The organism is Hydrogenophaga sp. (assembly GCF_011390835.1).
GTDB lineage: Bacteria > Pseudomonadota > Gammaproteobacteria > Burkholderiales > Burkholderiaceae_C > Hydrogenophaga.
The window spans coordinates 132,755-155,407 of record NZ_JAABRQ010000004.1 but is presented as its reverse complement, the minus strand read 5'-3'; the positions used below and the strand labels follow the sequence as shown (position 1 = coordinate 155,407).

General features: G+C 63.7%; 34 protein-coding genes and 1 pseudogene. 25 read left to right on the top strand and 10 right to left on the bottom strand.

What is annotated here, in order from left to right:
• The 13 genes and pseudogenes from GPT34_RS04715 to GPT34_RS04655 form a co-directional block, all read left to right on the top strand.
• Positions 1-81 (top strand): annotated as a pseudogene (locus GPT34_RS04715) (elongation factor Tu); the annotation flags it as partial.
• A gap of 11 nt (positions 82-92) precedes the next feature.
• Positions 93-407 carry a 30S ribosomal protein S10 gene (gene rpsJ, locus GPT34_RS04710; protein ID WP_291010095.1) on the top strand — a complete coding sequence of 105 codons (315 nt, stop codon included), beginning with the start codon at positions 93-95 and terminating at the stop codon, positions 405-407.
• Positions 408-636: 229 nt separating this feature from the next.
• The gene (gene rplC / locus GPT34_RS04705) at positions 637-1,323 is read left to right on the top strand and encodes a 50S ribosomal protein L3 (protein ID WP_291010101.1); all 687 of its coding nucleotides are present in this window, start codon (positions 637-639) and stop codon (positions 1,321-1,323) included.
• A complete protein-coding gene (gene rplD / locus GPT34_RS04700; RefSeq protein ID WP_291010094.1) occupies positions 1,323-1,943 on the top strand; it encodes a 50S ribosomal protein L4 in 621 nt (206 codons plus the stop codon). Before rplC ends, rplD begins: the two co-directional genes overlap by 1 nt.
• Complete coding sequence (gene rplW / locus GPT34_RS04695) at positions 1,940-2,251, top strand: 50S ribosomal protein L23 (protein ID WP_291010093.1); 312 nt, start codon at positions 1,940-1,942, stop codon at positions 2,249-2,251. Before rplD ends, rplW begins: the two co-directional genes overlap by 4 nt.
• A gap of 2 nt (positions 2,252-2,253) precedes the next feature.
• Positions 2,254-3,078 (top strand): 50S ribosomal protein L2, encoded by an 825-nt coding sequence (rplB, locus tag GPT34_RS04690; protein WP_291010092.1) that lies wholly within the window; start codon positions 2,254-2,256, stop codon positions 3,076-3,078.
• A gap of 12 nt (positions 3,079-3,090) precedes the next feature.
• Positions 3,091-3,366 carry a 30S ribosomal protein S19 gene (gene rpsS / locus GPT34_RS04685; RefSeq protein WP_291010091.1) on the top strand — a complete coding sequence of 92 codons (276 nt, stop codon included), beginning with the start codon at positions 3,091-3,093 and terminating at the stop codon, positions 3,364-3,366.
• A gap of 9 nt (positions 3,367-3,375) precedes the next feature.
• Positions 3,376-3,711: a 50S ribosomal protein L22 gene (gene rplV, locus GPT34_RS04680; RefSeq protein ID WP_291010090.1), complete on the top strand. Its 336-nt coding sequence runs from the start codon at positions 3,376-3,378 to the stop codon at positions 3,709-3,711.
• Between the two features lie 14 nt (positions 3,712-3,725).
• Positions 3,726-4,604, top strand: coding sequence for a 30S ribosomal protein S3 (gene rpsC / locus GPT34_RS04675; protein WP_291010089.1), 879 nt, complete (start codon positions 3,726-3,728; stop codon positions 4,602-4,604).
• Between the two features lie 2 nt (positions 4,605-4,606).
• Positions 4,607-5,023 carry a 50S ribosomal protein L16 gene (gene rplP / locus GPT34_RS04670; RefSeq protein WP_177137008.1) on the top strand — a complete coding sequence of 139 codons (417 nt, stop codon included), beginning with the start codon at positions 4,607-4,609 and terminating at the stop codon, positions 5,021-5,023.
• Positions 5,024-5,039: 16 nt separating this feature from the next.
• A complete protein-coding gene (gene rpmC / locus GPT34_RS04665) occupies positions 5,040-5,246 on the top strand; it encodes a 50S ribosomal protein L29 (RefSeq protein WP_291010088.1) in 207 nt (68 codons plus the stop codon).
• An 11-nt stretch (positions 5,247-5,257) separates the two neighbouring features.
• On the top strand, positions 5,258-5,527 hold the full coding sequence (gene rpsQ / locus GPT34_RS04660) for a 30S ribosomal protein S17 (protein ID WP_291010087.1): 270 nt from the start codon (positions 5,258-5,260) through the stop codon (positions 5,525-5,527).
• A gap of 159 nt (positions 5,528-5,686) precedes the next feature.
• Entirely contained in the window at positions 5,687-6,199 is a 513-nt protein-coding gene (locus tag GPT34_RS04655) for a peroxiredoxin (protein WP_291010086.1), read from the top strand.
• 90 nt (positions 6,200-6,289) lie between these two features.
• Here the strand turns inward: GPT34_RS04655 and GPT34_RS04650 are convergent, their stop codons facing one another.
• The gene (locus GPT34_RS04650; RefSeq protein WP_291010085.1) at positions 6,290-6,787 is read right to left on the bottom strand and encodes a GNAT family N-acetyltransferase; all 498 of its coding nucleotides are present in this window, start codon (positions 6,785-6,787) and stop codon (positions 6,290-6,292) included.
• 18 nt (positions 6,788-6,805) lie between these two features.
• On the bottom strand, positions 6,806-7,480 hold the full coding sequence (locus tag GPT34_RS04645) for a cytochrome b/b6 domain-containing protein (RefSeq protein WP_291010084.1): 675 nt from the start codon (positions 7,478-7,480) through the stop codon (positions 6,806-6,808).
• Positions 7,481-7,645: 165 nt separating this feature from the next.
• Between GPT34_RS04645 and GPT34_RS04640 the strand changes: the two genes are divergently transcribed.
• Positions 7,646-8,098: a cytochrome c gene (locus GPT34_RS04640; RefSeq protein ID WP_291010083.1), complete on the top strand. Its 453-nt coding sequence runs from the start codon at positions 7,646-7,648 to the stop codon at positions 8,096-8,098.
• Positions 8,099-8,206: 108 nt separating this feature from the next.
• On the opposite strand, the gene GPT34_RS04635 is transcribed toward GPT34_RS04640, so the two are convergent.
• On the bottom strand, positions 8,207-8,680 hold the full coding sequence (locus GPT34_RS04635) for a TlpA disulfide reductase family protein (protein ID WP_291010100.1): 474 nt from the start codon (positions 8,678-8,680) through the stop codon (positions 8,207-8,209).
• A gap of 133 nt (positions 8,681-8,813) precedes the next feature.
• On the opposite strand from GPT34_RS04635, the gene GPT34_RS04630 reads away from it, so the two are divergent.
• Positions 8,814-9,518 (top strand): DUF4197 domain-containing protein, encoded by a 705-nt coding sequence (locus GPT34_RS04630; RefSeq protein WP_291010082.1) that lies wholly within the window; start codon positions 8,814-8,816, stop codon positions 9,516-9,518.
• Positions 9,519-9,556: 38 nt separating this feature from the next.
• On the opposite strand, the gene GPT34_RS04625 is transcribed toward GPT34_RS04630, so the two are convergent.
• On the bottom strand, positions 9,557-9,976 hold the full coding sequence (locus GPT34_RS04625; RefSeq protein WP_291010081.1) for a hypothetical protein: 420 nt from the start codon (positions 9,974-9,976) through the stop codon (positions 9,557-9,559).
• A 25-nt stretch (positions 9,977-10,001) separates the two neighbouring features.
• Positions 10,002-11,267, bottom strand: coding sequence for a CaiB/BaiF CoA-transferase family protein (locus GPT34_RS04620; RefSeq protein WP_291010080.1), 1,266 nt, complete (start codon positions 11,265-11,267; stop codon positions 10,002-10,004).
• A gap of 70 nt (positions 11,268-11,337) precedes the next feature.
• On the opposite strand from GPT34_RS04620, the gene GPT34_RS04615 reads away from it, so the two are divergent.
• The 5 genes from GPT34_RS04615 to ptsP all read left to right on the top strand — a co-directional run bounded on the left by GPT34_RS04615 (position 11,338) and on the right by ptsP (position 15,729).
• The gene (locus GPT34_RS04615) at positions 11,338-11,883 is read left to right on the top strand and encodes a hypothetical protein (RefSeq protein WP_291010079.1); all 546 of its coding nucleotides are present in this window, start codon (positions 11,338-11,340) and stop codon (positions 11,881-11,883) included.
• Positions 11,880-13,139: an MFS transporter gene (locus GPT34_RS04610; RefSeq protein ID WP_291010078.1), complete on the top strand. Its 1,260-nt coding sequence runs from the start codon at positions 11,880-11,882 to the stop codon at positions 13,137-13,139. Before GPT34_RS04615 ends, GPT34_RS04610 begins: the two co-directional genes overlap by 4 nt.
• A gap of 9 nt (positions 13,140-13,148) precedes the next feature.
• Entirely contained in the window at positions 13,149-13,595 is a 447-nt protein-coding gene (locus GPT34_RS04605; protein WP_291010077.1) for a PTS fructose transporter subunit IIA, read from the top strand.
• Complete coding sequence (locus tag GPT34_RS04600) at positions 13,564-13,833, top strand: HPr family phosphocarrier protein (protein WP_291010076.1); 270 nt, start codon at positions 13,564-13,566, stop codon at positions 13,831-13,833. The genes GPT34_RS04605 and GPT34_RS04600 overlap by 32 nt, the downstream gene beginning before the upstream one ends.
• Before the next feature lie 123 nt (positions 13,834-13,956).
• The gene (ptsP, locus tag GPT34_RS04595) at positions 13,957-15,729 is read left to right on the top strand and encodes a phosphoenolpyruvate--protein phosphotransferase (RefSeq protein ID WP_291010075.1); all 1,773 of its coding nucleotides are present in this window, start codon (positions 13,957-13,959) and stop codon (positions 15,727-15,729) included.
• Positions 15,730-15,766: 37 nt separating this feature from the next.
• Here the strand turns inward: ptsP and GPT34_RS04590 are convergent, their stop codons facing one another.
• Positions 15,767-16,612, bottom strand: coding sequence for a DMT family transporter (locus tag GPT34_RS04590; protein ID WP_291010074.1), 846 nt, complete (start codon positions 16,610-16,612; stop codon positions 15,767-15,769).
• Positions 16,613-16,683: 71 nt separating this feature from the next.
• Here GPT34_RS04590 and GPT34_RS04585 point away from each other — a divergent pair, with 71 nt between their 5' ends.
• Both GPT34_RS04585 and GPT34_RS04580 read left to right on the top strand, forming a co-directional pair.
• The gene (locus tag GPT34_RS04585) at positions 16,684-17,040 is read left to right on the top strand and encodes a carboxymuconolactone decarboxylase family protein (RefSeq protein ID WP_291010073.1); all 357 of its coding nucleotides are present in this window, start codon (positions 16,684-16,686) and stop codon (positions 17,038-17,040) included.
• Between the two features lie 74 nt (positions 17,041-17,114).
• Complete coding sequence (locus GPT34_RS04580; RefSeq protein WP_291010072.1) at positions 17,115-17,606, top strand: DUF4124 domain-containing protein; 492 nt, start codon at positions 17,115-17,117, stop codon at positions 17,604-17,606.
• Between the two features lie 15 nt (positions 17,607-17,621).
• Here GPT34_RS04580 and lipA read toward each other — a convergent pair whose 3' ends face one another.
• The 4 genes from lipA to GPT34_RS04560 all read right to left on the bottom strand — a co-directional run bounded on the left by lipA (position 17,622) and on the right by GPT34_RS04560 (position 20,740).
• Positions 17,622-18,641 (bottom strand): lipoyl synthase, encoded by a 1,020-nt coding sequence (gene lipA, locus GPT34_RS04575; RefSeq protein WP_291010071.1) that lies wholly within the window; start codon positions 18,639-18,641, stop codon positions 17,622-17,624.
• A gap of 27 nt (positions 18,642-18,668) precedes the next feature.
• The gene (lipB, locus tag GPT34_RS04570; RefSeq protein ID WP_291010070.1) at positions 18,669-19,364 is read right to left on the bottom strand and encodes a lipoyl(octanoyl) transferase LipB; all 696 of its coding nucleotides are present in this window, start codon (positions 19,362-19,364) and stop codon (positions 18,669-18,671) included.
• A 169-nt stretch (positions 19,365-19,533) separates the two neighbouring features.
• On the bottom strand, positions 19,534-19,818 hold the full coding sequence (locus GPT34_RS04565; RefSeq protein ID WP_291010069.1) for a DUF493 family protein: 285 nt from the start codon (positions 19,816-19,818) through the stop codon (positions 19,534-19,536).
• Between the two features lie 10 nt (positions 19,819-19,828).
• On the bottom strand, positions 19,829-20,740 hold the full coding sequence (locus GPT34_RS04560) for a D-amino acid aminotransferase (RefSeq protein ID WP_291010068.1): 912 nt from the start codon (positions 20,738-20,740) through the stop codon (positions 19,829-19,831).
• A 130-nt stretch (positions 20,741-20,870) separates the two neighbouring features.
• On the opposite strand from GPT34_RS04560, the gene GPT34_RS04555 reads away from it, so the two are divergent.
• From GPT34_RS04555 to atpE, 3 genes are all read left to right on the top strand, one after another.
• Positions 20,871-21,386: an ATP synthase subunit I gene (locus GPT34_RS04555; protein WP_363356276.1), complete on the top strand. Its 516-nt coding sequence runs from the start codon at positions 20,871-20,873 to the stop codon at positions 21,384-21,386.
• Positions 21,387-21,401: 15 nt separating this feature from the next.
• On the top strand, positions 21,402-22,271 hold the full coding sequence (atpB, locus tag GPT34_RS04550; protein ID WP_291010067.1) for a F0F1 ATP synthase subunit A: 870 nt from the start codon (positions 21,402-21,404) through the stop codon (positions 22,269-22,271).
• Between the two features lie 84 nt (positions 22,272-22,355).
• Positions 22,356-22,601, top strand: a complete 246-nt coding sequence (gene atpE, locus GPT34_RS04545; RefSeq protein WP_291010066.1) for a F0F1 ATP synthase subunit C — start codon at positions 22,356-22,358, stop codon at positions 22,599-22,601.
• Positions 22,602-22,653 lie beyond the last annotated feature (52 nt).

The following is a 22,653-nucleotide window of genomic DNA, read 5'->3' as shown; positions in this document are numbered from 1 at the left end:
ATGGAAGAAGGCCTGCGCTTTGCCATCCGCGAGGGCGGTCGCACCGTCGGCGCCGGCGTCGTGGCCAAGATCATTGCTTAAGGAGAAACCACATGTCTTCCAAGCAAAAGATCCGCATCCGCCTCAAGGCCTTTGACTACAAACTGATCGATACCTCGGCTGCCGAGATCGTCGAGACCGCCAAGCGCACCGGCGCGATCGTCAAGGGACCCGTGCCCCTGCCGACACGCATGAAGCGTTTTGACATCCTGCGCTCGCCGCACGTCAACAAGACCAGCCGCGACCAGCTCGAAATCCGCACGCACCAGCGCCTGATGGACATCGTGGATCCAACCGACAAGACGGTCGATGCCCTGATGAAGCTCGACCTGCCCGCGGGCGTGGACGTGGAAATCAAGCTGCAGTAAACCGCTGTGGCCCGGGTATCTCGCCCATTCAGGCGAGATGCTTGCAGAAAATCTGCCTGCTGGTTATACTGGCAGGCTTTTCTGGCTTCGGTCAGAAGGTTCGGCAATGCCGATGCGGCTCGCGAAAGCGGTGACCGTACCCCTAAACGCAGCGAACAAGCCTGGGCTTTCCAGGGAGAAGCGCTGCACCATCAGCCCCGGCCAATTGAAGTCGGGAACGGAGAAAACAATGAGTCTTAGCAACTCCCTCGGGTTGTTGGGTCGCAAGGTTGGCATGATGCGCTTGTTCACCGAAGATGGGGACGCAGTTCCTGTCACGGTGGTCGACGTGTCCAACAACCGTGTGACGCAAGTCAAAACTCAAGCCAACGATGGCTATGACGCGCTGCAGGTCACCTTCGGTGCCCGTCGCGCTTCCCGCGTCACCAAGCCCCAAGCGGGCCACCTGGCCAAGGCCGGTGTTGAAGCGGGTGAGATCATCCAAGAATTCCGCGTCGCCTCTGACGTTGCTGCCCAGTACCAGCCCGGTGCGATGGTGGCTGCCACTGCCGTGTTTGCAGCTGGCCAGAAGGTGGATGTGCAAGGTACCTCGATCGGTAAAGGCTTCGCCGGCACGATCAAGCGCCATAACTTTAAGTCCCAGCGCGCGTCTCACGGCAACAGCCGTTCGCACAACGTGCCGGGCTCGATCTCCATGGCCCAGGATCCGGGTCGCGTGTTTCCGGGCAAAAAAATGACCGGCCACATGGGCGATCAGACCAAGACCATCCAGAACCTGGACGTCTTCCGTATCGATGAAACCCGTCAGCTGCTGATGATCCGCGGTGCGGTGCCAGGCGCCAACGGCGGTTTCCTGACCGTGCGTCCCGCCGTCAAGGCCAAGTCTGCCGATGCAGCCACCCAGGGAGCAAACTGATGCAAGTTGAACTCCTGAATGACCAGGGCCAGGCAGCGTCCAATGTGGATGTGCCCGAGACCGTGTTTGGTCGCGACTACAACGAAGCGCTGATCCACCAGCTGGTGGTGGCCTACCAGGCCAATGCGCGCCAGGGTACGCGTGCTCAAAAAGACCGTCAGATGGTCAAGCACTCGACCAAGAAGCCCTTCAAGCAAAAAGGCACGGGCCGCGCCCGCGCCGGTATGACGTCTTCCCCCATCTGGCGTGGAGGCGGTCGCGCCTTCCCCAACAGCCCGGACGAAAACTTCACCCAGAAGATCAACAAGAAGATGTACCGCGCCGGCATGGCGTCGATCTTCTCGCAGCTGGTGCGTGAAGGCCGCTTGGCCGTGGTTGATTCGATCAAGGTCGATTCGCCGAAGACCAAGCAGTTGGCTGACAAGTTCAAGGCCATGAACCTGCAGTCCGTGCTGGTGATCGCCGAGGAAGTTGACGAGAACCTGTACCTGGCTTCGCGCAACCTGCCCAATGTGCTGGTGGTCGAGCCGCGTTACGCCGATCCGCTGTCGCTGGTGCACTACAAGAAGGTGATCGTCACCAAGGCGGCCATCGACCAGTTGAAGGAGATGTTCGCATGAGCGTCACAAAATACGACGAAGGTCGCCTGATGCAGGTCCTCGTGGCACCCATCGTGTCCGAGAAGGCCACACAGGCTGCCGAGCAGAGCAACGCTGTGCTGTTCAAGGTGCTGCGCGATGCGTCCAAGCCGGAGATCAAGGCCGCTGTTGAGCTGATGTTCAAGGTCCAGGTCAAAGGCGTGTCTGTGCTCAATCAGAAGGGCAAAGCCAAGCGCTTTGGCAAGACCATGGGTCGCCGTGACCACGTGCGCAAAGCGTACGTGACGCTGATGCCCGGTCAAGAACTGAACTTTGGCGGGGAGGCGTAATCATGGCAGTCATCAAGATGAAACCGACTTCACCAGGCCGTCGCGGCATGGTGAAGGTCACGCGTGATCACCTGCACAAGGGTGAGGGCTATGCACCGCTGCTGGAGCCCCAGTTCCAGAAAGCCGGCCGCAACAACAATGGCCACATCACCACCCGTCACAAGGGCGGTGGTCACAAGCATCACTACCGCGTGGTCGACTTCCTTCGCAACAAGGACAACATTCCGGCCAAAGTCGAGCGCATCGAGTACGACCCGAACCGCACGGCGCACATCGCGCTGCTGTGCTACGCCGACGGCGAGCGCCGCTACATCATTGCCCCGCGTGGCGTTGAAGCGGGTGCCACCCTGTTGTCTGGTTCGGAGTCGCCGATTCGCGTCGGCAATACCCTGCCGATCCGCAACATTCCGGTTGGTTCGACCATCCACTGTATCGAGCTGCAGGTCGGCAAAGGCGCACAAATCGCTCGCTCCGCCGGTGCCTCGGCTGTGCTGCTGGCCCGCGAAGGCATTTACGCCCAGGTCCGCATGCGCTCTGGCGAAGTGCGCAAGGTGCACGTGGATTGCCGCGCCACCATCGGCGAAGTGTCCAACCAGGAACACAGCCTGCGCCAGCTCGGCAAGGCCGGTGTCAAGCGCCACATGGGTATTCGCCCAACGGTTCGCGGTACCGCGATGAACCCGATCGACCACCCGCACGGTGGTGGTGAAGGCAAGACCGGCGAAGGCCGCGCTCCGGTGGATCCGTGGGGCAACCTGACCAAAGGCTACCGCACCCGCAACAACCGCCGCACGCAGTCGATGATCGTCTCGCGTCGCAAGAAGTAAAGGGTTGACAACATGACTCGTTCACTCAAAAAAGGCCCTTTCATTGACCATCACCTGATGGCCAAGGTGGAGAAGGCGCAGGCCAACAAGGACAAGAAGCCGGTCAAGACCTGGTCTCGCCGCTCCATGATCCTGCCCGAATTCATCGGACTGACGATCGCCGTGCACAACGGCAAGCAGCACGTGCCTGTCTACATCACCGATCAGATGGTGGGACACAAGCTCGGCGAGTTTTCGCTGACGCGCACGTTCAAAGGCCACCCGGCCGACAAAAAAGCGAAGAAGTAAGGACCCACCATGAGTACAGAAACCCGTGCTGTCGTCCGTGGCGTGCGCCTGTCGGTCGACAAGGGCCGCCTTGTGGCAGACCTGATTCGCGGCAAGAAGGTCGACCAGGCACTCAACATCCTGGCGTTTACCCAGAAAAAAGCCGCCGGTATCGTCAAGAAATGCCTGGAGTCGGCCATTGCCAACGCCGAGCACAACGACGGCGCCGACATCGACGAGCTGAAGGTCAAGACCATTTACGTCGAACAAGGCACCACGCTGAAGCGTTTCGCCGCCCGCGCCAAAGGGCGTGGCAACCGCATCAGCAAACCCACCTGTCACATCTACGTGACGGTTGGCAACTGAAGAAGGCTAGGACTATGGGACAAAAAATCAACCCCACCGGGTTCCGCCTTGCCATTTCGCGCAACTGGGCCAGCCGTTGGTACGCCAGCAACCGCGATTTCGCGGGCATGCTCGCCGAAGACATCAAGGTGCGTGAGTACCTCAAGGGCAAGCTGAAGAACGCCGCCGTATCGCGCGTTGTGATCGAGCGCCCCGCCAAGAACGCACGCATCACCATCTACTCGGCACGTCCGGGCGTGGTGATCGGCAAGAAGGGTGAGGACATCGAGCGCCTCAAGCGCGAATTGGCTACCAAGCTGGGCGTGCCGGTCGCAGTCAACATCGAAGAAGTGCGCAAGCCAGAAATCGATGCCAAGCTGATCGCCGACAGCATCACGCAGCAGCTCGAGAAGCGCATCATGTTCCGCCGTGCGATGAAGCGCGCCATGCAGAACGCCATGCGCTTGGGTGCCCAGGGCATCAAGATCATGTCGTCAGGCCGTCTGAACGGTATCGAGATCGCTCGTTGCGAGTGGTACCGCGAAGGTCGCGTGCCGCTTCACACCTTGCGCGCTGACATCGACTACGGCACGTCCGAAGCCAAGACCACCTACGGCGTTATCGGCGTCAAGGTCTGGGTCTACAAGGGCGACACGCTGGGCCGCAACGATGCACCCGTCGCCGAGACACCGCGCCCAGAAGAAGAGCGCCGTCCCCGCGGTCCGCGCCGTGAGCGTCCCGCTGGCCCGCCAGCGCGCGCCGCTGTACGCCGTCCTGGCGCCAACGCCGCACCGGCCGATGGCAGCGACAAGCCTGCTGAAGCCACCGCTGCAGCGACCGAACCCAAACCCGCCGTTAAGCGCGTTCGCAAAGACGCACCCGCAGGGGCACCTGCGGACGGCAAAGGAGAATAAACATGCTGCAACCTGCACGCCGCAAGTACCGTAAGGAGCAAAAAGGCCGCAACACGGGGGTCGCCACCAGTGGCGCTACCGTGGCCTTTGGCGACTTCGGTCTCAAGTCCACCGATCGCGGTCGCCTGACCGCACGCCAGATCGAGGCCGCACGCCGTGCGATCTCCCGCCACGTCAAGCGTGGCGGTCGTATCTGGATCCGCGTGTTCCCCGACAAGCCAATTTCCCAGAAGCCTGCCGAGGTCCGCATGGGCAACGGCAAAGGCTCGGTGGAGTACTACGTGGCTGAAATCCAGCCCGGCAAGGTGCTGTACGAAATCGTGGGTGTGCCTGAACAGCTCGCTCGCGAGGCGTTCACCCTGGCCGCCGCCAAACTTCCCCTGCGCACCACGTTCGTGACGCGCATGCTGGGTCAGTGATTCAGGAGAACACACAATGAAAACAACTGAATTGCGCCAGAAGGATGTTGCTGGTCTCGAAACCGAGGTGAAAGCGCTGCAGAAGGCCCATTTCGGCCTGCGCATGCAAAAAGCCACGCAACAACTCAACAACAACGCCACGCTGGGTGACACCCGTCGCGCCATTGCCCGCGCCAAGACCATCCTGGCCGAGAAGCAGCGCGCTGCGTCTGCGGCCAAATAAGGAGCGACCCCATGACGGAAGCCAAAACATCCCTCAAGCGCACCCTGGTCGGCAAGGTCGTCAGCGACAAGCGCACGAAAACCGTGACCGTGTTGGTCGAGCGCCGTGTCAAGCACGAGCTCTACGACAAGATCGTGGCCAAGTCAAGCAAGTACCACGCACATGACGAAAAGGGCGAATACAAGACGGGCGACGTGATCGAGATCACCGAAAGCCGTCCGCTGTCCAAGACCAAGAACTGGGTCGCTACGCGCCTGGTGCAAAAGGCCGCGCTGGTCTGATGCCATCAAAGGCCGCACTGGCCTGAGTTCTATGTGCGTGGTTTGCTGCGCGCCATCAGAAAGCGACCGACAATTCGGTCGCTTTTTTGTTTTTTCTTCCCCGGTGACGCCGGGGCCCATCCAAGGCCTGCGGGCCAATTCACGCGAGGAGCAAAACCCATGATCCAGATCGGCGACAAGATTCCGGCCACGACACTGATGGAGTACAGCGAGGTAGAAGGCAATGGCTGCAGCATCGGTCCCAACCCGGTTGATACCCACAAGGCCACCGCTGGCAAGACGGTTGTGATCTTCGCACTACCCGGCGCGTTCACCCCGACCTGCTCGGCCAAGCATGTTCCCGGCTTTGTGGAGCATGCCGAGGCCTTCAAGGCGGCCGGTGTCGATGAGATCTGGTGCCTCAGCGTGAACGACGCATTTGTCATGGGCGCCTGGGCGCGCGACCAGAAAACTGGCAACAAGGTACGAATGCTGGCCGACGGCGACGCCGCCTTTGCCAAGGCCACCGGCCTCACCCTGGATCTGAATGGCAAAGGCATGGGCCTGCGCAGCGCCCGCTATTCGATGCTGGTCCAGGACGGTGTGGTCAAGACGCTGAACATAGAAGGCCCCGGCAAGTTCGAAGTCAGCGACGCCGCCACCATCCTGGCGCAGGCCCAGAAAGCCGCCTAAGGCTGCCGGGGCGCTTGGCCCCAGCTCAAGGCCGCTGTGTGTTGGCACCGCGGCTTTTTCACGCCTGTTGCGGTCCTGATGGACCGCTGTTCAGAGTTGAGCCTTGAGGTAGTGCGCCCCCGGGATGGGATTGAGGTAATACGGCGCTACCTCGGAGAAACCCACCTCCTGATACAAGGCGCGTGCCGTTTCCATGTCGCTCAAGGTGTCGAGCAGCATGGTCGAGTAGCCCGCCATGCGCGCGCCGCTCATGAGGTGTTCGACCATTAGGCGCCCCAGGCCCATGCCTCGATAGGCCGGGCGCACAAAAAGCCGCTTCATCTCGCAGGCGTTGAGGTGATCACTGTGCGGCAGAGCCCGGAAAGCGCCGCAACCGGCCGGCGCACCATCCACCAGCGCGAGCAGTAGGTCACCACCCGGCTCGGTGTAGTCCCCTGGCAGCTCGGCCAGCTCGTCTGCAAAGCCCTGAAAGCAAAGATCAACCGTCAGGCTGGCCTGGTAGTCCAGAAACAAGCTGCGCACCAGCGTCAGAGCTTCGGCCTCGCTCGCTCGAAGCAGCTGGATCTGGGGCGGTGCAATGTGGCTCATGGCCAGCGGCGCAGGACCCTAATAGCCCGCAAAGGCGCCTAGGCTCACCACCCAGCGAACCACACCGGCGCAGATTCCCAACACGACCAGCGCCAGCAGACGCGAGCCTGTGCCGTCGCGCGCGCTCGGCGCCGCCACGCTCAGCTGCTTGTCGCCGACCACCATGGGCCGCACCAGGCTCTGCTTGCGCACCAGCTTGTAAAACAGGATGGCCAGCAGGTGCAGCACCACCAGCCCGATCACGATGAACTTGCCGACGTTCTTGTGGTAGGCGGTGGCGGACGAAATAGTGTCGCCGGAGACGAAGCGCACCAGCGGGCCCGTGAAGGCAATCTCATCGTCGCTGATCAGGCCGGTGCCCACCTGCAGCAGCATCACCGCCAGCAACGCAAACACCGACAAAGCACCCAATGGGTTGTGGCCCACGCCATGGGCGGCGTCACCCCGGCCCTTCAGGTACCGCCAGACCGTGCCCGGCGCATACAGAAAGCTGCCGAAGCGCGACCAGTGGCCGCCCACTAAGCCCCAGACCAGGCGGAACAGAAGCAGCGTCAGCACCGCGTAGCCCAAGCGCAGGTGCCAGTTCATCCAGTTGCCACCGATGTTGCCGGTAATGACAAGGCCGACGATGCAGGCGGCGAGTGTCCAGTGAAACAGACGGGTGGGCAGGTCCCAGACGCGGACGATGTGCATGGCTTGGGTGCGCAGGCGGTGAACAGGACAAAAATGTATCAGTCTTTGCCTGCGGCGTGGCCAGCGGAACCTCGCGACCGAAGATACACTGATCTCCAAGCGGCTGCGAGGTCGCTGGAAACGTTCCAAGTCTGTCCCAACCCGCTACCGTTCTGAGGAGTCCCCATGAAGTTGATCGCATCACTCGCTTTGGCCACCGCCTTCACCGCCGTCTCGGTTCCCGCCTTGGCCCAGTTCCAGAAACCGGAAGACGCGGTCAAGTACCGCAAGGCGGCGTTTTCCGTGATGGGCACACACTTTGGTCGCATCGGCGCCATGGCCAACGGCCGCGTGCCGTTTGACGCCAAGATGGTGGCGGAGAACGCCGCCATTGTCGAAACCATGAGCAAACTGCCCTGGGCCGGCTTTGGCGAAGGCACCGACAAGGGTGACACGCGCGCCAAGCCTGAAATCTGGACCGAGCAGGCCAAGTTCAAGGAAGGTTCCGACAAGATGCAGGCCGAGGTGGTCAAGCTCGCCGCCGCCGCCAAGACGGGCAATCTGGATAACGTAAAGGCCGCTTTTGGCGCCGTGGGCCAGACCTGCAAGGCCTGCCACGACGCTTACCGCAAAGAGTGAGTCATGGCCACCGGGCAGCGCGCGCTGGCTCTGAAACAAGCGACAGGGCTGTCCGGTTTGAGCCGCCAGCCCTGAGTCGTTTGGCCCAGCGGCCGGCGCCGAGCCTTGTCAGGCCTGGGCGAGTAGCTCTTCGATCAACTTGTGCAGAGCCGCCATGTCAGGCTCACCCACGTACCGTTTGACGATACGCCCCTGTTTGTCCACCAGGTAGGTGGTGGGCGTGAGCTTCACGTCGCCCCAGGCTTTGGCGATTTCGCCGGTGTTGTCGAGCGCAACCTTGAACGGCAACTGGCGCGTCTGCGCAAAATTCAGCACCCAGGCTGGCGGGTCGTACTCCATCGCCACTGCCAGGGTTTCGAAGCCTTGGGGTTGGTACTTCTTGTAGGTCGCCACGAGTGCCGGCATTTCCTTCACGCACGACACGCAGGTCGTTGCCCAGAAATTCACCAGCGTAACTTTGCCCTTGAGGTCGGCGGTGGTCGCCTTACTGCCATCAATGAGCACGAACGTGGACTGCGGCGCCGCTTCCCGCGCGCCACAGCCAGCCAGGGTGAGCGTGAACGCGACGCCCAGTGCGGCCATCGTGGAAAAGAGCACACGCCGGGCTGGCGAAGCGGGGGGGGCGGAGGGTGTCATTGTGCTTTCTCGGGGTCGGCCCTACAGTGGGCGATGCGGGTCAAAGGTTTCCGACCCATCGACTGCCCAGGAGTTCACCATGCAACGACGCCAGTTTAATCAATCCCTGACCAGCGCAGTGGCCTTGCTGGTTCTCGCCGCCCATCAGCAAGCGCTGGCCCTGTCGCTCGCCGACCTGACCGACCAGGACGCCAGCAGAGGGCTCAAAACCGCGCTGGAGAAGGGCGCGCTCGCTGCGGTGGCGCTCCTGGGCAGGCCCGATGGGTTTCTGGGCAATCCCAAGGTGCGCATCCCGCTGCCCGGTTTTCTGGAAGATGCCTCCCAGCTGCTGAAGCTGACCGGTCAGGGCAAGCGGGTCGACGAACTCATTACCAGCATGAACCGCGCGGCTGAAACCGCGGTGCCCATGGGCAAGGACTTGCTGGTGGGCGCGGTCAAAAGCATGTCGGTGACCGACGCCAAGAACATCCTCAGCGGCGGCGACAACTCGGTGACCCAGTTTTTTGCCGAAAAGACCCGTGCGCCGCTGGGGGAAAAGTTTTTGCCGGTGGTGACCAAGGCCACAGAAAAAGTGGGTCTGGCCGACAAGTACAACAGGGTCGCTGGAAAAATCGCCAACTTCGGACTGGTGAAAAAGGAAGAGGCCAACATCCAGCAGTACGTGACAGGCAAGTCGCTCGATGGCCTCTACACCATCATCGGTGAAGAAGAGCGCAAGATCCGACAGGACCCGGTGGGTACCGGCAGCGCCATCCTCAAAAAGGTGTTTGGTGCTCTGAAGTGAGTGATCGCCAACGCTGGTTGCGTTGGCTTCAGAGGCACTTACTTCAGCTTGGCACGCGACTGCACGAGCCGGGCTTCAAGGTATTCACCGTAGAAGTCGGGCACGGCCATGCCCACCAGGCGTTCGGCGAGCTCTTGCCCCTGCGGGCCAAAGAACAGCACCGTGGGAGCAAAGCGGGCCTTCCACAAGGCCACCTGATCGGCCGGGGTGGTGTTTTCGCCGGCAAACCCCTGCAGGTTGCTGCGGCGATCGCGGATGTCGAGCTCCACCGCGTGCACCAGACCATCGCGCAGCATGGGCAGGAGGTGATGGTCGCGCACCAGATCGCAGTACGGGCAACCAACCAGCGTGGTCATGACCACCAGCGGTTCACCGCGCGCCGCAGCGGCCTGCGCCGCACCTCTCAAAGAAGTCGGGCTGGGCAGGTGGCCTGCGGCAGGGGCTTTGGCGGCGTTCATGGGTGGGAATAGGACAGCAATTCGTTCAGACGATACCCCGCTCGCGCAGTTCGGACAAGCGCTCGGCGGGCATGGCCAACCAGTCGCTCAGCACGGCGGCGGTGTGTTCGCCCAGCAGGGGCGGGGGCAGGTCGTTGCGCACCGGCGTGGCGCTGAGTTTGAGCGGGCTGGCGACCAGATCGACCGCATCGGCCAGTGGATGTTGCCAGCGCTGCACCATGCCGCGCTGCTTCACGTGGGGGTCGGCGAACACCTCGGCGAGGTTGTTGATCGGGCCTCCCGGGACCTTGGCGGCTTCCAGGCTGGCCAGCCAGTCGGCCTTGCCGCGGGTCTTGAAGATGGCTTCCAGCATCGGCACCAGGGTGGCGCGGTGGCGCACGCGGTTCTGGTTGCGCGCAAAACGCTCGTCGGCTGCGATCTCCGGTCGGCCCGCCACCTCGCAGAACTTGGCGAACTGGCTGTCGTTGCCCACCGCGAGGATGATGTGTTGCGGCTGGCCGCTGGCGTCGGGCGCGACCTCGAACACCTGGTAGGGCACGATGTTCACATGGGCATTGCCGGCGCGGCCGGGGATCTTGTCTTCTTCGCGGCCGCGCACCAGGTAGTTGGCACCGAGATTGGCCAGCATGGCCACCTGGGTGTCGAGCAGCGCCATGTCGATGTGCTGGCCAAGGCCGGTGCGCTCGGCGTGGCGCAGCGCGGCCTGAATCGCCACCGTGGCGTACAGGCCGGTGAACAGGTCGGCCACGGCCACCCCCACCTTTTGCGGACCGCCGCCTGGCAGGTCGTCTCGCTCGCCGGTCACGCTCATCAGACCGCCCATGCCCTGGATGGCGTAGTCGTAGCCCGCCCGGTCCTTGTAGGGACCGGTCTGGCCAAAACCGGTGATGGAGCAATAGACCAGCTTGGGATTCAGGGCGTGCAGGCTGGCGAAATCCAGGCCGTAGCGCGCCATGTCGCCGACCTTGTAGTTCTCAACGAACACGTCTGCCTTGAGCGCCAGCTCGCGGATCAGCGCCTGCCCCTCGGGCTTGGCGATGTCGCAGGTCATGGAGCGCTTGTTGCGGTTGGCGCCCAGGTAGTAGGCGGCTTCAGCGGTGTCGGCGCCGTCGCGCCCGCGCAAAAACGGCGGGCCCCAGCCGCGGGTGTCGTCCCCGCCCGGGTGCTGAGGTCCGAGCGGCCGCTCCACCTTCACCACCTCGGCACCCAGATCGGCCAAGGTCTGGGTGCACCAAGGGCCGGCGAGTACGCGCGACAAATCGAGTATGCGGATACCATCCAGAGCGTTCATGCCGCGATTGTGCGCGACGCCCAGCCCGGCGCCTGTCGCCAGTTCATTTCGATTTCGCTTGGAGCCTTTTGTGCCGGTTTTTTTTCGCTGCGCCGGCGCTGCCTGGTTGCTGATGGCGCTGGGCTTGACCGCCTGCAGCCCCACCTTCAATTGGCGCGAAACGCGTGTCGAGGGCACGCCGCTGCAGGCACTCATGCCCTGCAAGCCCGATGCAGCGCAGCGCAGCGTGCCGCTGCTCGGCAACCCCACCGAACTGCATCTGCTCAGCTGCGAAGCTGGCGGCCTGCGTTTCGCGCTGGCCTGGGCCGAAGTGCGCCATGCCGACCAACTGCGGCCCGCCACGTTGGCGTGGCGCAGCGCGAGCCTGATGGCGATTCGCGTGAGCTCACCGCCTGACGACGAGGCTTCCACCGCCTGGCCGGTGAACGTTTCGGGCGCGGCGCAGGTGCTCGGGGTGAGCGCCCAGGGGCGGGGCCCGAGCGGTGATGCGGTGCAGACCCGCGCCGCCTATTTCGCCCAAGGCCAGCAGGTGTTTCAAGCCGCGGTCTACGGAGAACGCCTGCCGGCCGAAGCACTGGACACGTTTTTCGGCGGCCTGAGGCTACCGACTCCATGAGCGCCGGTGGCAGCGCCACGCCCCACCCCGACTGGCTGAGCCCGCGCACTGCGGTCTGGGTGTTTCTTGCGTTTGCGCTGGCGTACTTTCTCTCGGCCCTGGTGCGGGCGGTCACCGCCACTCTGGCGCCCACGCTGAGCGCCGAGCTGAGCCTCAGCGCCAGCGACCTGGGCCTGCTGGCGGGTGGCTATTTCCTGGGCTTTGCAACCACCCAGTTGCCGCTGGGCAACTGGCTGGACCGCTACGGCCCGCGGCGCGTCATCGTGGGCTTTCTGACGTTGGCGGTGCTGGGCTGTGCGGCGTTTGCGCTGGCCACCAGTTTTTCCGGCCTGCTGGCCGCCCGCGTGCTCACAGGCATGGGCGTGAGCGCCTGCCTGATGGCGCCTCTCACCGGGTTTCGCCGCTGGCTCTCGCCCGCTACGCTGCTCCGGGTGAACTCGTGGATGCTAATGACCGGCTCGCTGGGCATGGTGGCCGCGACCTTGCCGGTGCAGTGGCTGCTGCCGCTGACGGGCTGGCGCGGCCTGTTCTGGTCGCTGGCGGTGCTGCTGATCTTGTCCATGGTGGTGCTCTGGCGGCTGGTGCCTGGCTGGCCGAGCGCGAGCGCTGCGGATGCGGCGACGCCCACCATCGGCTATGGCCAGATCGTGCGCCACCCGTTCTTTCGCCAGATGGCACCGATCGGTTTCATCAACTACGGCGGCATGGTGGCGGTGCAGACGCTGTGGGCGGGGCCGTGGATGGTACGGGTGGCGGGCTACAGCGCAGAGCAGTCGGCATTTGGCCTTTTCGCGATCAATCTGTGCATGCTCACCACCTTCTGGTTGTGGGGCTTGTTGAACCCGCACCTGGTGCACCGCGACCTGATGCCCGAGCGGCTGATCGCCTGGGGGCTACCAGTCAGCCTGCTGGTATTGCTGAGCATCGTGTGGCTGGGCCCGCAAGCGGGCTGGGGGATGTGGGCGCTGTTTTGCGTCTGCAGCACCTTTGTCTCGCTGTCGCAACCAGCGGTGGCGCAGGCACTGCCGCCGCAGGCCGCCGGGCGCGCGCTGTCGGCCTACAACCTGGTGATTTTTGCGGGCGTGTTCTGCGTGCAGTGGGCGATCGGCCTCGCGGTCGATGGCTTCGGGCTGCTGGGCTGGAACACCGAAGCGAGCTTCCGCGGCGCGGTGGGGGTGTTTGGTCTGTGCTGTTTGTGGGCCTATGGAGCTTTTTTGCGGCGCTACCGTCAGCCTTCACACAGGGCGCAGGACTAAACTCCGAGCATGAACGGCATCTTCATCATTGCCCATGCCCCGCTGGCCTCGGCTTTGCGGCAGTGCGTGCTGCACGTGTTTCCTGACAGTGCGGCGGCGGTGACAGCGCTGGATGTGCAGCCCAATATGCCGCCCGAAGAAACGCTGGCCCAGGCCAGCGCCATCCTGCGCCAGGCTGGTTTGCCCAACACCCTGGTGCTCACCGATGTGTTTGGTGCCACGCCGTGCAACGTGGCGCAAAAGCTGGTGAACGATGGCAATGCCAAGCTCATCACCGGGGTCAACCTGCCCATGCTGTTGCGCACCGTGTCCTACCGGCATGAATCGCTCGACGCCCTGGTCTCGCGCGCCATGATCGGTGGCACCCAGGGCGTGATCCAGGTGGCGATCACCGCTCCTCAGAACCAGGCCAAACGAGCCCTCCATGATCAAGACCTCCGTGACCATCAGCAATAAGCTGGGTCTTCATGCACGCGCCTCGGCCAAGCTCACCAAGATCGCAGGAAACCACAGCTGCGAGGTCTGGATGTCGCGCGGCGAGCGCCGCATCAATGCCAAAAGCATCATGGGGGTGATGATGCTCGCCGCCGGCCTGGGCAGCGAGGTCGAGATCGAGACCAGTGGCGCCGATGAACAGCAGGCGATGGATGCCATCTTGGCGTTGATCCATGACAAGTTTGGTGAAGGTGAGTAAGGTGTCGCCTCCGAGCTCTGCCGCTGCACGGGTCGCTACCCCCCAAGGGGACTGGGCCTGCGTTGGGAGCGACCCGTCGGCTGGCCCGGTGCCTCCACACCCCACCGCCTTGAAAATCGCCTCATGACTTTTACCGTTCACGGTCTTGCTGTGTCCCGGGGCATTGCCATCGGGCGGGCGGTGATCGTGGCGTCCAGCCGCATCGACGTGGCGCACTACTTCGTCAAGCCGGAGCAGGTCGAAGCCGAGATCATGCGGCTGCGCGACGCGCGCAAGGCGGTGGTGGAGGAGGTTCACAAGGTGCAAAAAAACCTGCACGAGCTCGATCCTGCCGATGCCCACCCCGAGCTCAGCGCGCTGCTCGACGTGCACCTCATGCTGTTGCAGGACGAGCAGCTGCGCAGTGGCGTCAAGACCTGGATTGTTGACCGGCACTACAACGCCGAGTGGGCACTCACCACGCAGCTGGAGGTGATCGCGCGGCAGTTCGACGAGATGGAAGACCCCTACTTGCGCGAGCGCAAGGCCGACCTGGAGCAGGTGGTGGAGCGCATGCTGCGGGTGATGCGCGGCGCGGGCTCTCCGGTGGTCGAGCCCAGGGCCAACCCGACCAGGGGGGCGAGCGAAGCGCTGCTCGACCCGACGGTCGATGTCCCTCTGGTCCTGATCGCACACGACCTCTCGCCGGCCGACATGCTGCAGTTCAAGCAAAGTGTGTTTGCTGGCTTCGTGACCGACGTCGGCGGCAAGACCAGCCACACTGCCATCGTGGCGCGCAGCATGGACATCCCTGCGGTGGTTGGCGCGCGCACGGCCAGCCACCTCATCAACCAGGACGACTGGGTCATCATCGACGGCGATCAGGGCGTGGTGGTGATCGATCCTTCGCCGGTGCTGCTGGCCGAATACGGCGCCAAGCAGCGCCAGGGCGAGGTGGAGCGAGAACGCCTGTCGCGGCTGAAGAACACGCCAGCCGTGACACTGGACGGCCAGCGCATCGAGCTGCTGGCCAACATCGAGCAGCCTCAGGACACGGCCGCTGCGCTCAACGCTGGCGCCGTCGGCGTAGGCCTGTTTCGTACTGAGTTTCTGTTCATGGGGCGCAGCGGCAAGCTGCCCGACGAAGAAGAACAGTTCCAGGCCTACCGGCGCGCCGTCGAGGGCATGCAGGGCCTGCCGGTGACCATCCGCACGGTCGACGTGGGTGCCGACAAGCCGCTGGACCGCGCGGCGGTGCGCTCGGGTGAGGATCACCTCAACCCCTCGCTGGGCCTGCGCGCGATCCGCTGGAGCCTCTCGGAGCCGGCCATGTTTCTGGTGCAGCTGCGCGCCATCCTGCGTGCCGCGGCTTTTGGCCCTATCCACCTGCTGATCCCCATGCTGGCGCACGCCAGTGAAATTCGCCAGACGCTCGCCCTGATCGATCGGGCGCGCGAGCAGCTGAGCGCCAGTGGCACCGAGTATGGTCCGGTGCGCCTGGGCGCCATGATCGAGGTCCCAGCGGCTGCGCTCACCATCCCGATGTTTTTGCGCCATTTCGACTTTCTGTCCATCGGCACCAACGACCTGATCCAGTACACGCTGGCGATCGACCGCGCCGACGAGGCCGTGGCCCACCTCTACAACCCGGTGCACCCCGCTGTACTGCATCTTTTGGCCAGCACCATCGCGCAATGCCGCGCGCAAGGCAAAGGTGTGAGCGTGTGTGGGGAAATGGCCGGCGACGTAGCCATGACGCGCCTGCTCATCGGCTTGGGCCTGCGCAGCTTTTCCATGCACCCGGCACAAATCCTTGCGATCAAGCAGCAAATCCTGCGCTGCGACACGAGCAAGCTCGGCGCCTGGGCGCAAAGCGTGCTGGCCGCCGAGGACCCGGCGGCCTTGATGGCGGACTGATCAAGGGCGTGCCCGCGCCTCACTGTGGTGCGGATTCTTAACTCTGCTTGCGGGTCGCGATCACCGCCGCGCCCACGATCATCGTGGCGGCCAGGCCCACCGACAGGCTGGGCACTTCGCGCTGCATCGTCAGCAGCACCAGCGTGGACAGCAGAGGCGTGAGGAAGCTCAGCACGCCGATCTGGCGGGCGTCGCCGCGCTTGAGCGCGGCGTCCCACAAAAAGAAGGAGCCGCCCAGCGGCCCGATGCCCAGCAGCGCGATCAGCGCAAGGTCTTTCGCCGTCAACGAGACTGACGGCTCCAGCCAGGCGTGGCACAGCAGGGCGAGGGTGCCGGAGACCAGCGCAAACGTGCCGATGGCGGCGGTGGGAAAGGCACGCACGCGTTTGGTCAGCAAGGAGTAGCTGGCCCACATGAAGGCGGAAGCCAGCGCGGGCAGATAGCCCCAGGCCCACAGCGAGGCGCCGGGCTCCATCGGTCGGCCGCCGACAATGGCCAGCGCCGCGCCGCCAAAGCCGAGCAGGGCGGCAAAGACGTGCCGCGAGGTCAGCGACACGCCGGGCAGAAACAGCGGCGCCATCACCACAATGCCCAGCGGCCAGAGGTAGTTCACCAGGTTGGCCTGCACTGGCGGCGCATTCTGCAGCGCCATGAAGAGCAGGAAGTGGTAGCCGAACAGACCGTACACCCCCACCGCCAGCGTCATCGGCGGCACGCGCCACTGACGGAAATCAAAGCGCGACAGCGGCAATGCGATCAAACTGCCGACCAGCAGAGCCAACCCGGTCAACAGCAGGGGAGGCACATGCGTCAGAGCCACGCCCAGCGCCGCGAGCGAGGCCCATAGCACGATCGCGCCCAGGGCGAGCAGGTTGGCGCTCATGTCGGCGTGGCCTCGCGTGGAGCCCGGGCAGCGAGCGTGTTTCGGTTTTTAGTCATACAGGACAAGATGCAATGGCAACGTTTGATCACAGTGGTTTGATGCAGGACATCAACGACAGTCTGGCCCCGTTTCGCAAGGCCCAGCCCGAGGCTATGGCGGGCTTCGGCGCGCTGGCGAAAGCGGCGATCACCGATGGTGTGCTCAGCGCCAAGCAAAAAGAACTGATCGCGCTGGCGATCGGGGTCACGCAGCGCTGCTCAGGCTGCATCGGCTTTCACATCAAGGCCCTGCACCGCCTTCAGTGCACCCGTGCCGAGCTGGAGGAAATGCTCGCGGTGTGCGTCTACATGGGCGGCGGGCCGGCCCTGATGTACGCGGCCGAGGCGATCACGGCGTGGGAGAAGCTGCACCCTGTGGCGCAGGCGTGAATGTACATGGGAACACGTGGCAGCAAGACACGGTTTCGCCACCCAGTTGACGTTGGCTCACTCAGGAGGTGTGGATGTTCACGGCTCATCGAATGTGTCTCGCGGCGCTGCTGCTTTGCACCCTGGCGGGGGTGCAGGCTGGTGACATCTACCGCTGGGTAGATGACCAGGGCCGCACCCATTGGTCGGACGTGGTGCCTGAGAAGTACCGAAACAATGCTACCCGCGTCGATACCCGCCAGTATGAGCTGACCCCTGAGCAGCAGCGCGAAGCCGCAGAGCGAGCGGCACGCGAGAGGGCGCACGCACCCGAATTGCCCGAGCCGCCAGCGATGGCAGCGCCAACGCCCGCTGCGCCCCAAGCGCCAGCACCGTCTGTGGTCAAGCGCCCCGTCGAGCAGGTGACAGAGTCAACCGATTGCGCCACCTGGTGGCGCCTGTATCGCGAGAGTCAGGAATGCTTTGGTCCGTTTCATACCGTGGGCGGCGGGCTCAAGCCAGAGGCCTTTGATCACTGCAACGAGATTCCCAGCCCTGAACTCAAGTGCGGGCCCTACCGAGACTGAACGGCAGCGGACAGCTCAGGGTTTCGCGCCTGCGCTGAGCACGCCGCTGGCCTGCTCGTCAGCGTGGTAGCTGGAGCGCACCATGGCGCCCACGGCGGCGTGGGTGAAACCCATCTTGTAGGCCTCGGCTTCAAACATTTTGAAGGTGTCCGGGTGCACGTAGCGGCGTACCGGCAGGTGGTGACCGCTGGGTGCGAGGTACTGGCCGATGGTCAGCATGTTGATGTCGTGCGCGCGCATGTCGCGCATGACTTGCAGGATTTCCTCGTCGGTTTCGCCCAGGCCCACCATCAGGCCGCTCTTGGTCGGTACGTCGGGGAACAGCGCCTTGAATTTCTTGAGCAGGTTGAGGCTGAACGCATAATCCGAGCCCGGACGCGCCTCCTTGTACAGCCGCGGCGCGGTCTCCAGGTTGTGGTTCATCACGTCGGGAGGCGCGGCCTTCAGGATCTCCAGCGCGCGGTCGTCACGGCCGCGGAAGTCGGGCACCAGCACCTCGATCTGTGTGCCCGGCGACAGCGCGCGAACCTGGCGGATGCACTCCACAAAATGCCCGGCGCCGCCATCGCGCAGGTCGTCGCGGTCCACGCTGGTGATCACCACGTATTTCAGCTTCAGCTGGGCGATGGTCTTGGCCAGGTTGAGCGGCTCTTCGGTGTCCAGCGGATCGGGGCGGCCGTGGCCGACGTCGCAAAACGGGCAGCGGCGGGTGCACTTGTCGCCCATGATCATGAAGGTGGCTGTGCCTTTGCCGAAGCACTCGCCGATGTTGGGGCAGCTGGCCTCTTCACACACGGTGACCAGCTTGTTGGCACGCAACACGTCTTTGATCTCATAGAAGCGCGTGGTGGGAGAGCCCGCCTTCACACGAATCCAGTCGGGCTTTTTCAGTACTTCGGCCGGCACGATCTTGATCGGGATGCGAGCCGTCTTGGCCTGGCTCTTCTGTTTCGCGGTGGCGTCGTATCGATCGGCAGGCTGAGCTTCGCGGACGGTGTTGTCGACCGGTGCGGGGGAGGTGTCTGTGCGGGGCATGGCGTGGGCGAGCGTGGCGCGAAGGGTTCAGGGGGCAAGGGTGGCCGAGAGCTGGTGACCCAGGAATTGGGCCGCTTCATCGAATGACACGACCACTCCAATTGTAGAAAGGTCCACCGTTTGCAAACCCTGGTAGCCGCAGGGGTTGATGCGCTCAAAGGGTTGAAGGTCCATGGCCACGTTGAGTGCCACGCCGTGGTACGTGCAGTGCCGACTGACCTTGATGCCCAGCGCGGCGATCTTGCCCAGCCCGGTGAAGTCGGGCTCCGGGCTGGTGTGCCCGGCTTGTGTTTTTTGCGGCCGCTGCGGCAGCAGGGCATGACTGCCCGGATCGTCGAGCCGCACATAAATGCCTGGTGCACCGGCGACGCGGTGGCCCGTGACGCCGACGTGGGCGAGCGTGCGGATCACCGCTTCCTCGATGCGGTACACGTATTCCTTGACGTAATAGCCTGCGCGCTGCAAGTCGATCAGCGGATAGGCCACCACCTGGCCAGGTCCATGGTAGGTCACCTGCCCGCCCCGATTCGTCTGCACGACCGGGATCTCGCCCGTCGCCAGCAAATGGCCTCCCCGCCCGGCCAGACCCTGCGTGAACACGGGAGGGTGCTCACAGATCCAGAGTTCATCCGGCATGTCAGTACCGCGCTCGGCGGTGAAGGCCTGCATGGCGTCGTAGGTGGGCACGTAGTCCACGAGGCCCAGGGCGCGCAAGGTCAGCATGGGTGTTCGAGCCACGATCTCCGCTCAGCGATGCCGGAGAAATGGCTTCGCCGAGCGCGTGACGGCCGAGCAACGAAGGGTCGCCGTTCTAAAGATGCCGTGGAGCCGACTCCGCGAGGCCGCAGGCATCGACTCGCCCAGGCGGGTAGCGCGAAGCGACGCGGGGGGGTCAAAGAACGACTTTCACCATCGGATGCGTGGTCAGCGTGCGGTAAAGCTCGTCAAGCTGTTCGCGGCTGGTCACGTAGACCGAAAGCGTGAGGCCAAGGTAGTTGCCGGCCTTGCTTTGGCGCTGCTCGATGGTGCCCTCGTCAAAGCTCGAGTCGAACGAGCGCGCGATGTGCACCATGGCGGCCAGGAAGCCGTCCACCTGCGCCCCCATCACCTTGATCGGGAAATGGCAGGGGTACTCGATCAGCGAGCGCTCGGGCGGGATGTCGGGTGGCGTGAGCACGGGGGTGTCCTCAGATCGATTGCGAGGCCTTCGCCTGCTGATAGCCGGCGTACAGGCGTGCATACACCGGGCCGGGCCGGCCGCGGCCTTCGCCATGGCCCACCGGCTGGCCGTCGAGCTGGGTGATGGGCAGCACCTCCTTGGTCGCGGACGACAGCAGCAGCTCGTCGGCGTCCAGCACCTCGGCGCGGGTGATGCGCCGCAGCTCATAAGGAATGCCCTGTTCGCGGCAGATGTCTTCCAGCAGGCTGAACCGGATGCCTTCGAGCACCAGGTGGTCTTTGGGCGGACCCATGAGTCGGCCGTTCTTCACCACCCAGACGTTGCTGGCCGCGCCCTCGCTCAGCAGGCCGTCTCGGAACATCACCGTCTCCATTGCGCCGGCGTCGGCGCTGATCTGGCGCGAGAACACCGCGCCCAGCAGGCTGGTGCTCTTGATGTGGGCTTTCTGCCAGCGGAAGTCGTCGGCGGTGACGCAGGCCACGCCCTGCTCGCGCAGCGCGGGCGCGGGCAGCTTCATGTCGCTGACCATGACGAACACGGTGGGCGTCAGCCCGCGGGGCATGACGTGGTCGCGCACCGCCACGCCGCGCGTGATCTGGATGTAGACCAGCTGGTTGACCGAGCCACCGCCGTCGATCTGCGACTGGATCAGTCGCCGGGCAATCGCCAGCCACTCGGCACTGGCCAGCGGGTTGTCGATGCGCAGCTCGCCCAGCGAGCGTTGCAGCCGCGCCATGTGCTGCTCGAAACGGAAGATCTTGCCGTCGTAAACCGGCAGCACCTCGTACACCCCGTCTCCAAAGATGAAACCGCGGTCCAGCACGCTGACTTTGGCGTCGCGCACCGGGCCGTACTGGCCATTGAGGTAACAAGGGGTGCCCGGCAGGTGGGCCAGCGCTGTGTCCAGAGGGGTATTCATGACAGGATTATCCGACTGAGAGCGGCAAAGTCCTTTCCGGACGGAGCGCCTTGACGGCGGGCTGGGGTTTCTACGTATAATCGTTGGCTGTGCTTAGGCTCATGCGTCTGTAACCCGTCTGTAATTTCTCATGTCGACAATGCCCCCGGTCCAGTCGACAAAGCAAGCCTCAGGCACCTGGGAAGGTGAGGCAATCGAGTCCGAATTCAAGCCGCTGACGCCCGAAGAGGCAGCCCAGTGGCGAGCACGTCAGCCGGTGTTGTCGGTCTGGCGTCTGGTCGGGGCGCAGTTGCTGGTCGGTTTGTTGCTGGGTGGTTTGAGTTGGCTGCTGACGCAGCGCGTTCAAGTGGCTTGGTCTGTGCTTTACGGATCGGCTGCGGTGGTGGTTCCCTCTGCGCTGATGGCGTATGGGCTCACTGCCAGCGCTTGGTCGCGCTTGATGTCAGGCGTGGCGCAAGCTGCTTTTGTGGGCCTCCTCTTTTGGGAGGGGGTGAAGGTTTTGCTGGCTGTGGCGATGCTGTGGCTGGCGCCCCAAGTGGTGCCCGAGCTGAGTTGGCTGGGGCTTTTGTTGGGGCTGGTGGTCACGCTCAAGGTGTACTGGGCTGGGTTCTGGATCCAGTCCCGGCGCTCGGTAAAAAACGTTTGATTGGTGCGAACAAACATGTCTGCTGAAGGTCAAGGACCCACCCCCGGTGAGTACATCCGCCACCACCTCGTTCACCTGACGAACAAGAAGCAGGAGTCCATCGTGGACTTCTCGGTCATCAACGTCGACTCGGTGGTGGTGACCGTGGTGCTCGGCATCCTGATCAGCTTCGTGCTGTGGCGCGCGGCCAGCAAAGCGCATGCCGGCGTGCCTGGGCGTTTCCAGGCGGCCGTGGAGATGCTGGTCGAGATGGTCGACAACCAGGCCAAGGCCTTGATTCACAACGCGGCCAGCCGCAAGGTGATCGCGCCGATGGCGTTGACGGTGTTCCTCTGGATTTTCATGATGAACTTCATGGACCTACTCCCGGTCGACCTGTTGCCGGCGACCTGGCACGCGGTCGGTCCTGCCATGGGTTTCAAAGACTATCTGCGTGTGGTGCCCACCGCCGATCTGTCGACCACGCTGGGTCTGTCAGTGTCCGTGCTTCTGATGTGCCTGTTCTACAACGTGAAGATCAAAGGCCTGGGCGGCTGGGCGCACGAACTGGTGAGCGCACCGTTCGGCACCAGCAAGAACCCGCTGTGGGCGGTGTTGCTCGGCATCATCAACTTCGCCATGCAGATGATTGAGTTCGTCGCTAAAACCGTCTCGCACGGCATGCGGCTGTTTGGCAACATGTTTGCGGGCGAGCTGGTGTTCATGCTGATCGCATTGCTCGGTGGCTACGCGGCGCTGTCTTTCAGCGGCAGTCTGTTTTTTGTCGGCCATCTGATTGCCGGCACGGTGTGGGCCATTTTCCACATCCTCATCATTACGCTGCAAGCGTTCATCTTCATGATGTTGGCCCTGATTTATCTGGGGCAGGCGCATGACGCTCACTGAGTGAGCTGGAGTTTCTCCAGCCCTGAGTTTTCGGTTCTCGTTCTCACTGTTTCTTTCTCAACCTTGACCAATTAAGGAGTCATCATGGAAAACGTTCTGGGTCTTGTCGCACTGGCTTGCGGTCTTATCGTGGGTTTGGGCGCCATCGGCGCCTCGATTGGCATTGCTTTGATGGGCGGCAAGTTCCTCGAAGCGTCGGCTCGTCAGCCTGAGCTGATGAACGATCTGCAGACCAAGATGTTCGTCTTGGCCGGTCTGATCGACGCTGCCTTCCTGATCGGCGTGGCGATCGCGCTGCTGTTCGCCTTCGCCAACCCCTTCACGCTGTAATCGGGTCTGCTGTCGTGCTGGCTTGTTCGCTTGCCCGTTTCCCGGGGTCTCA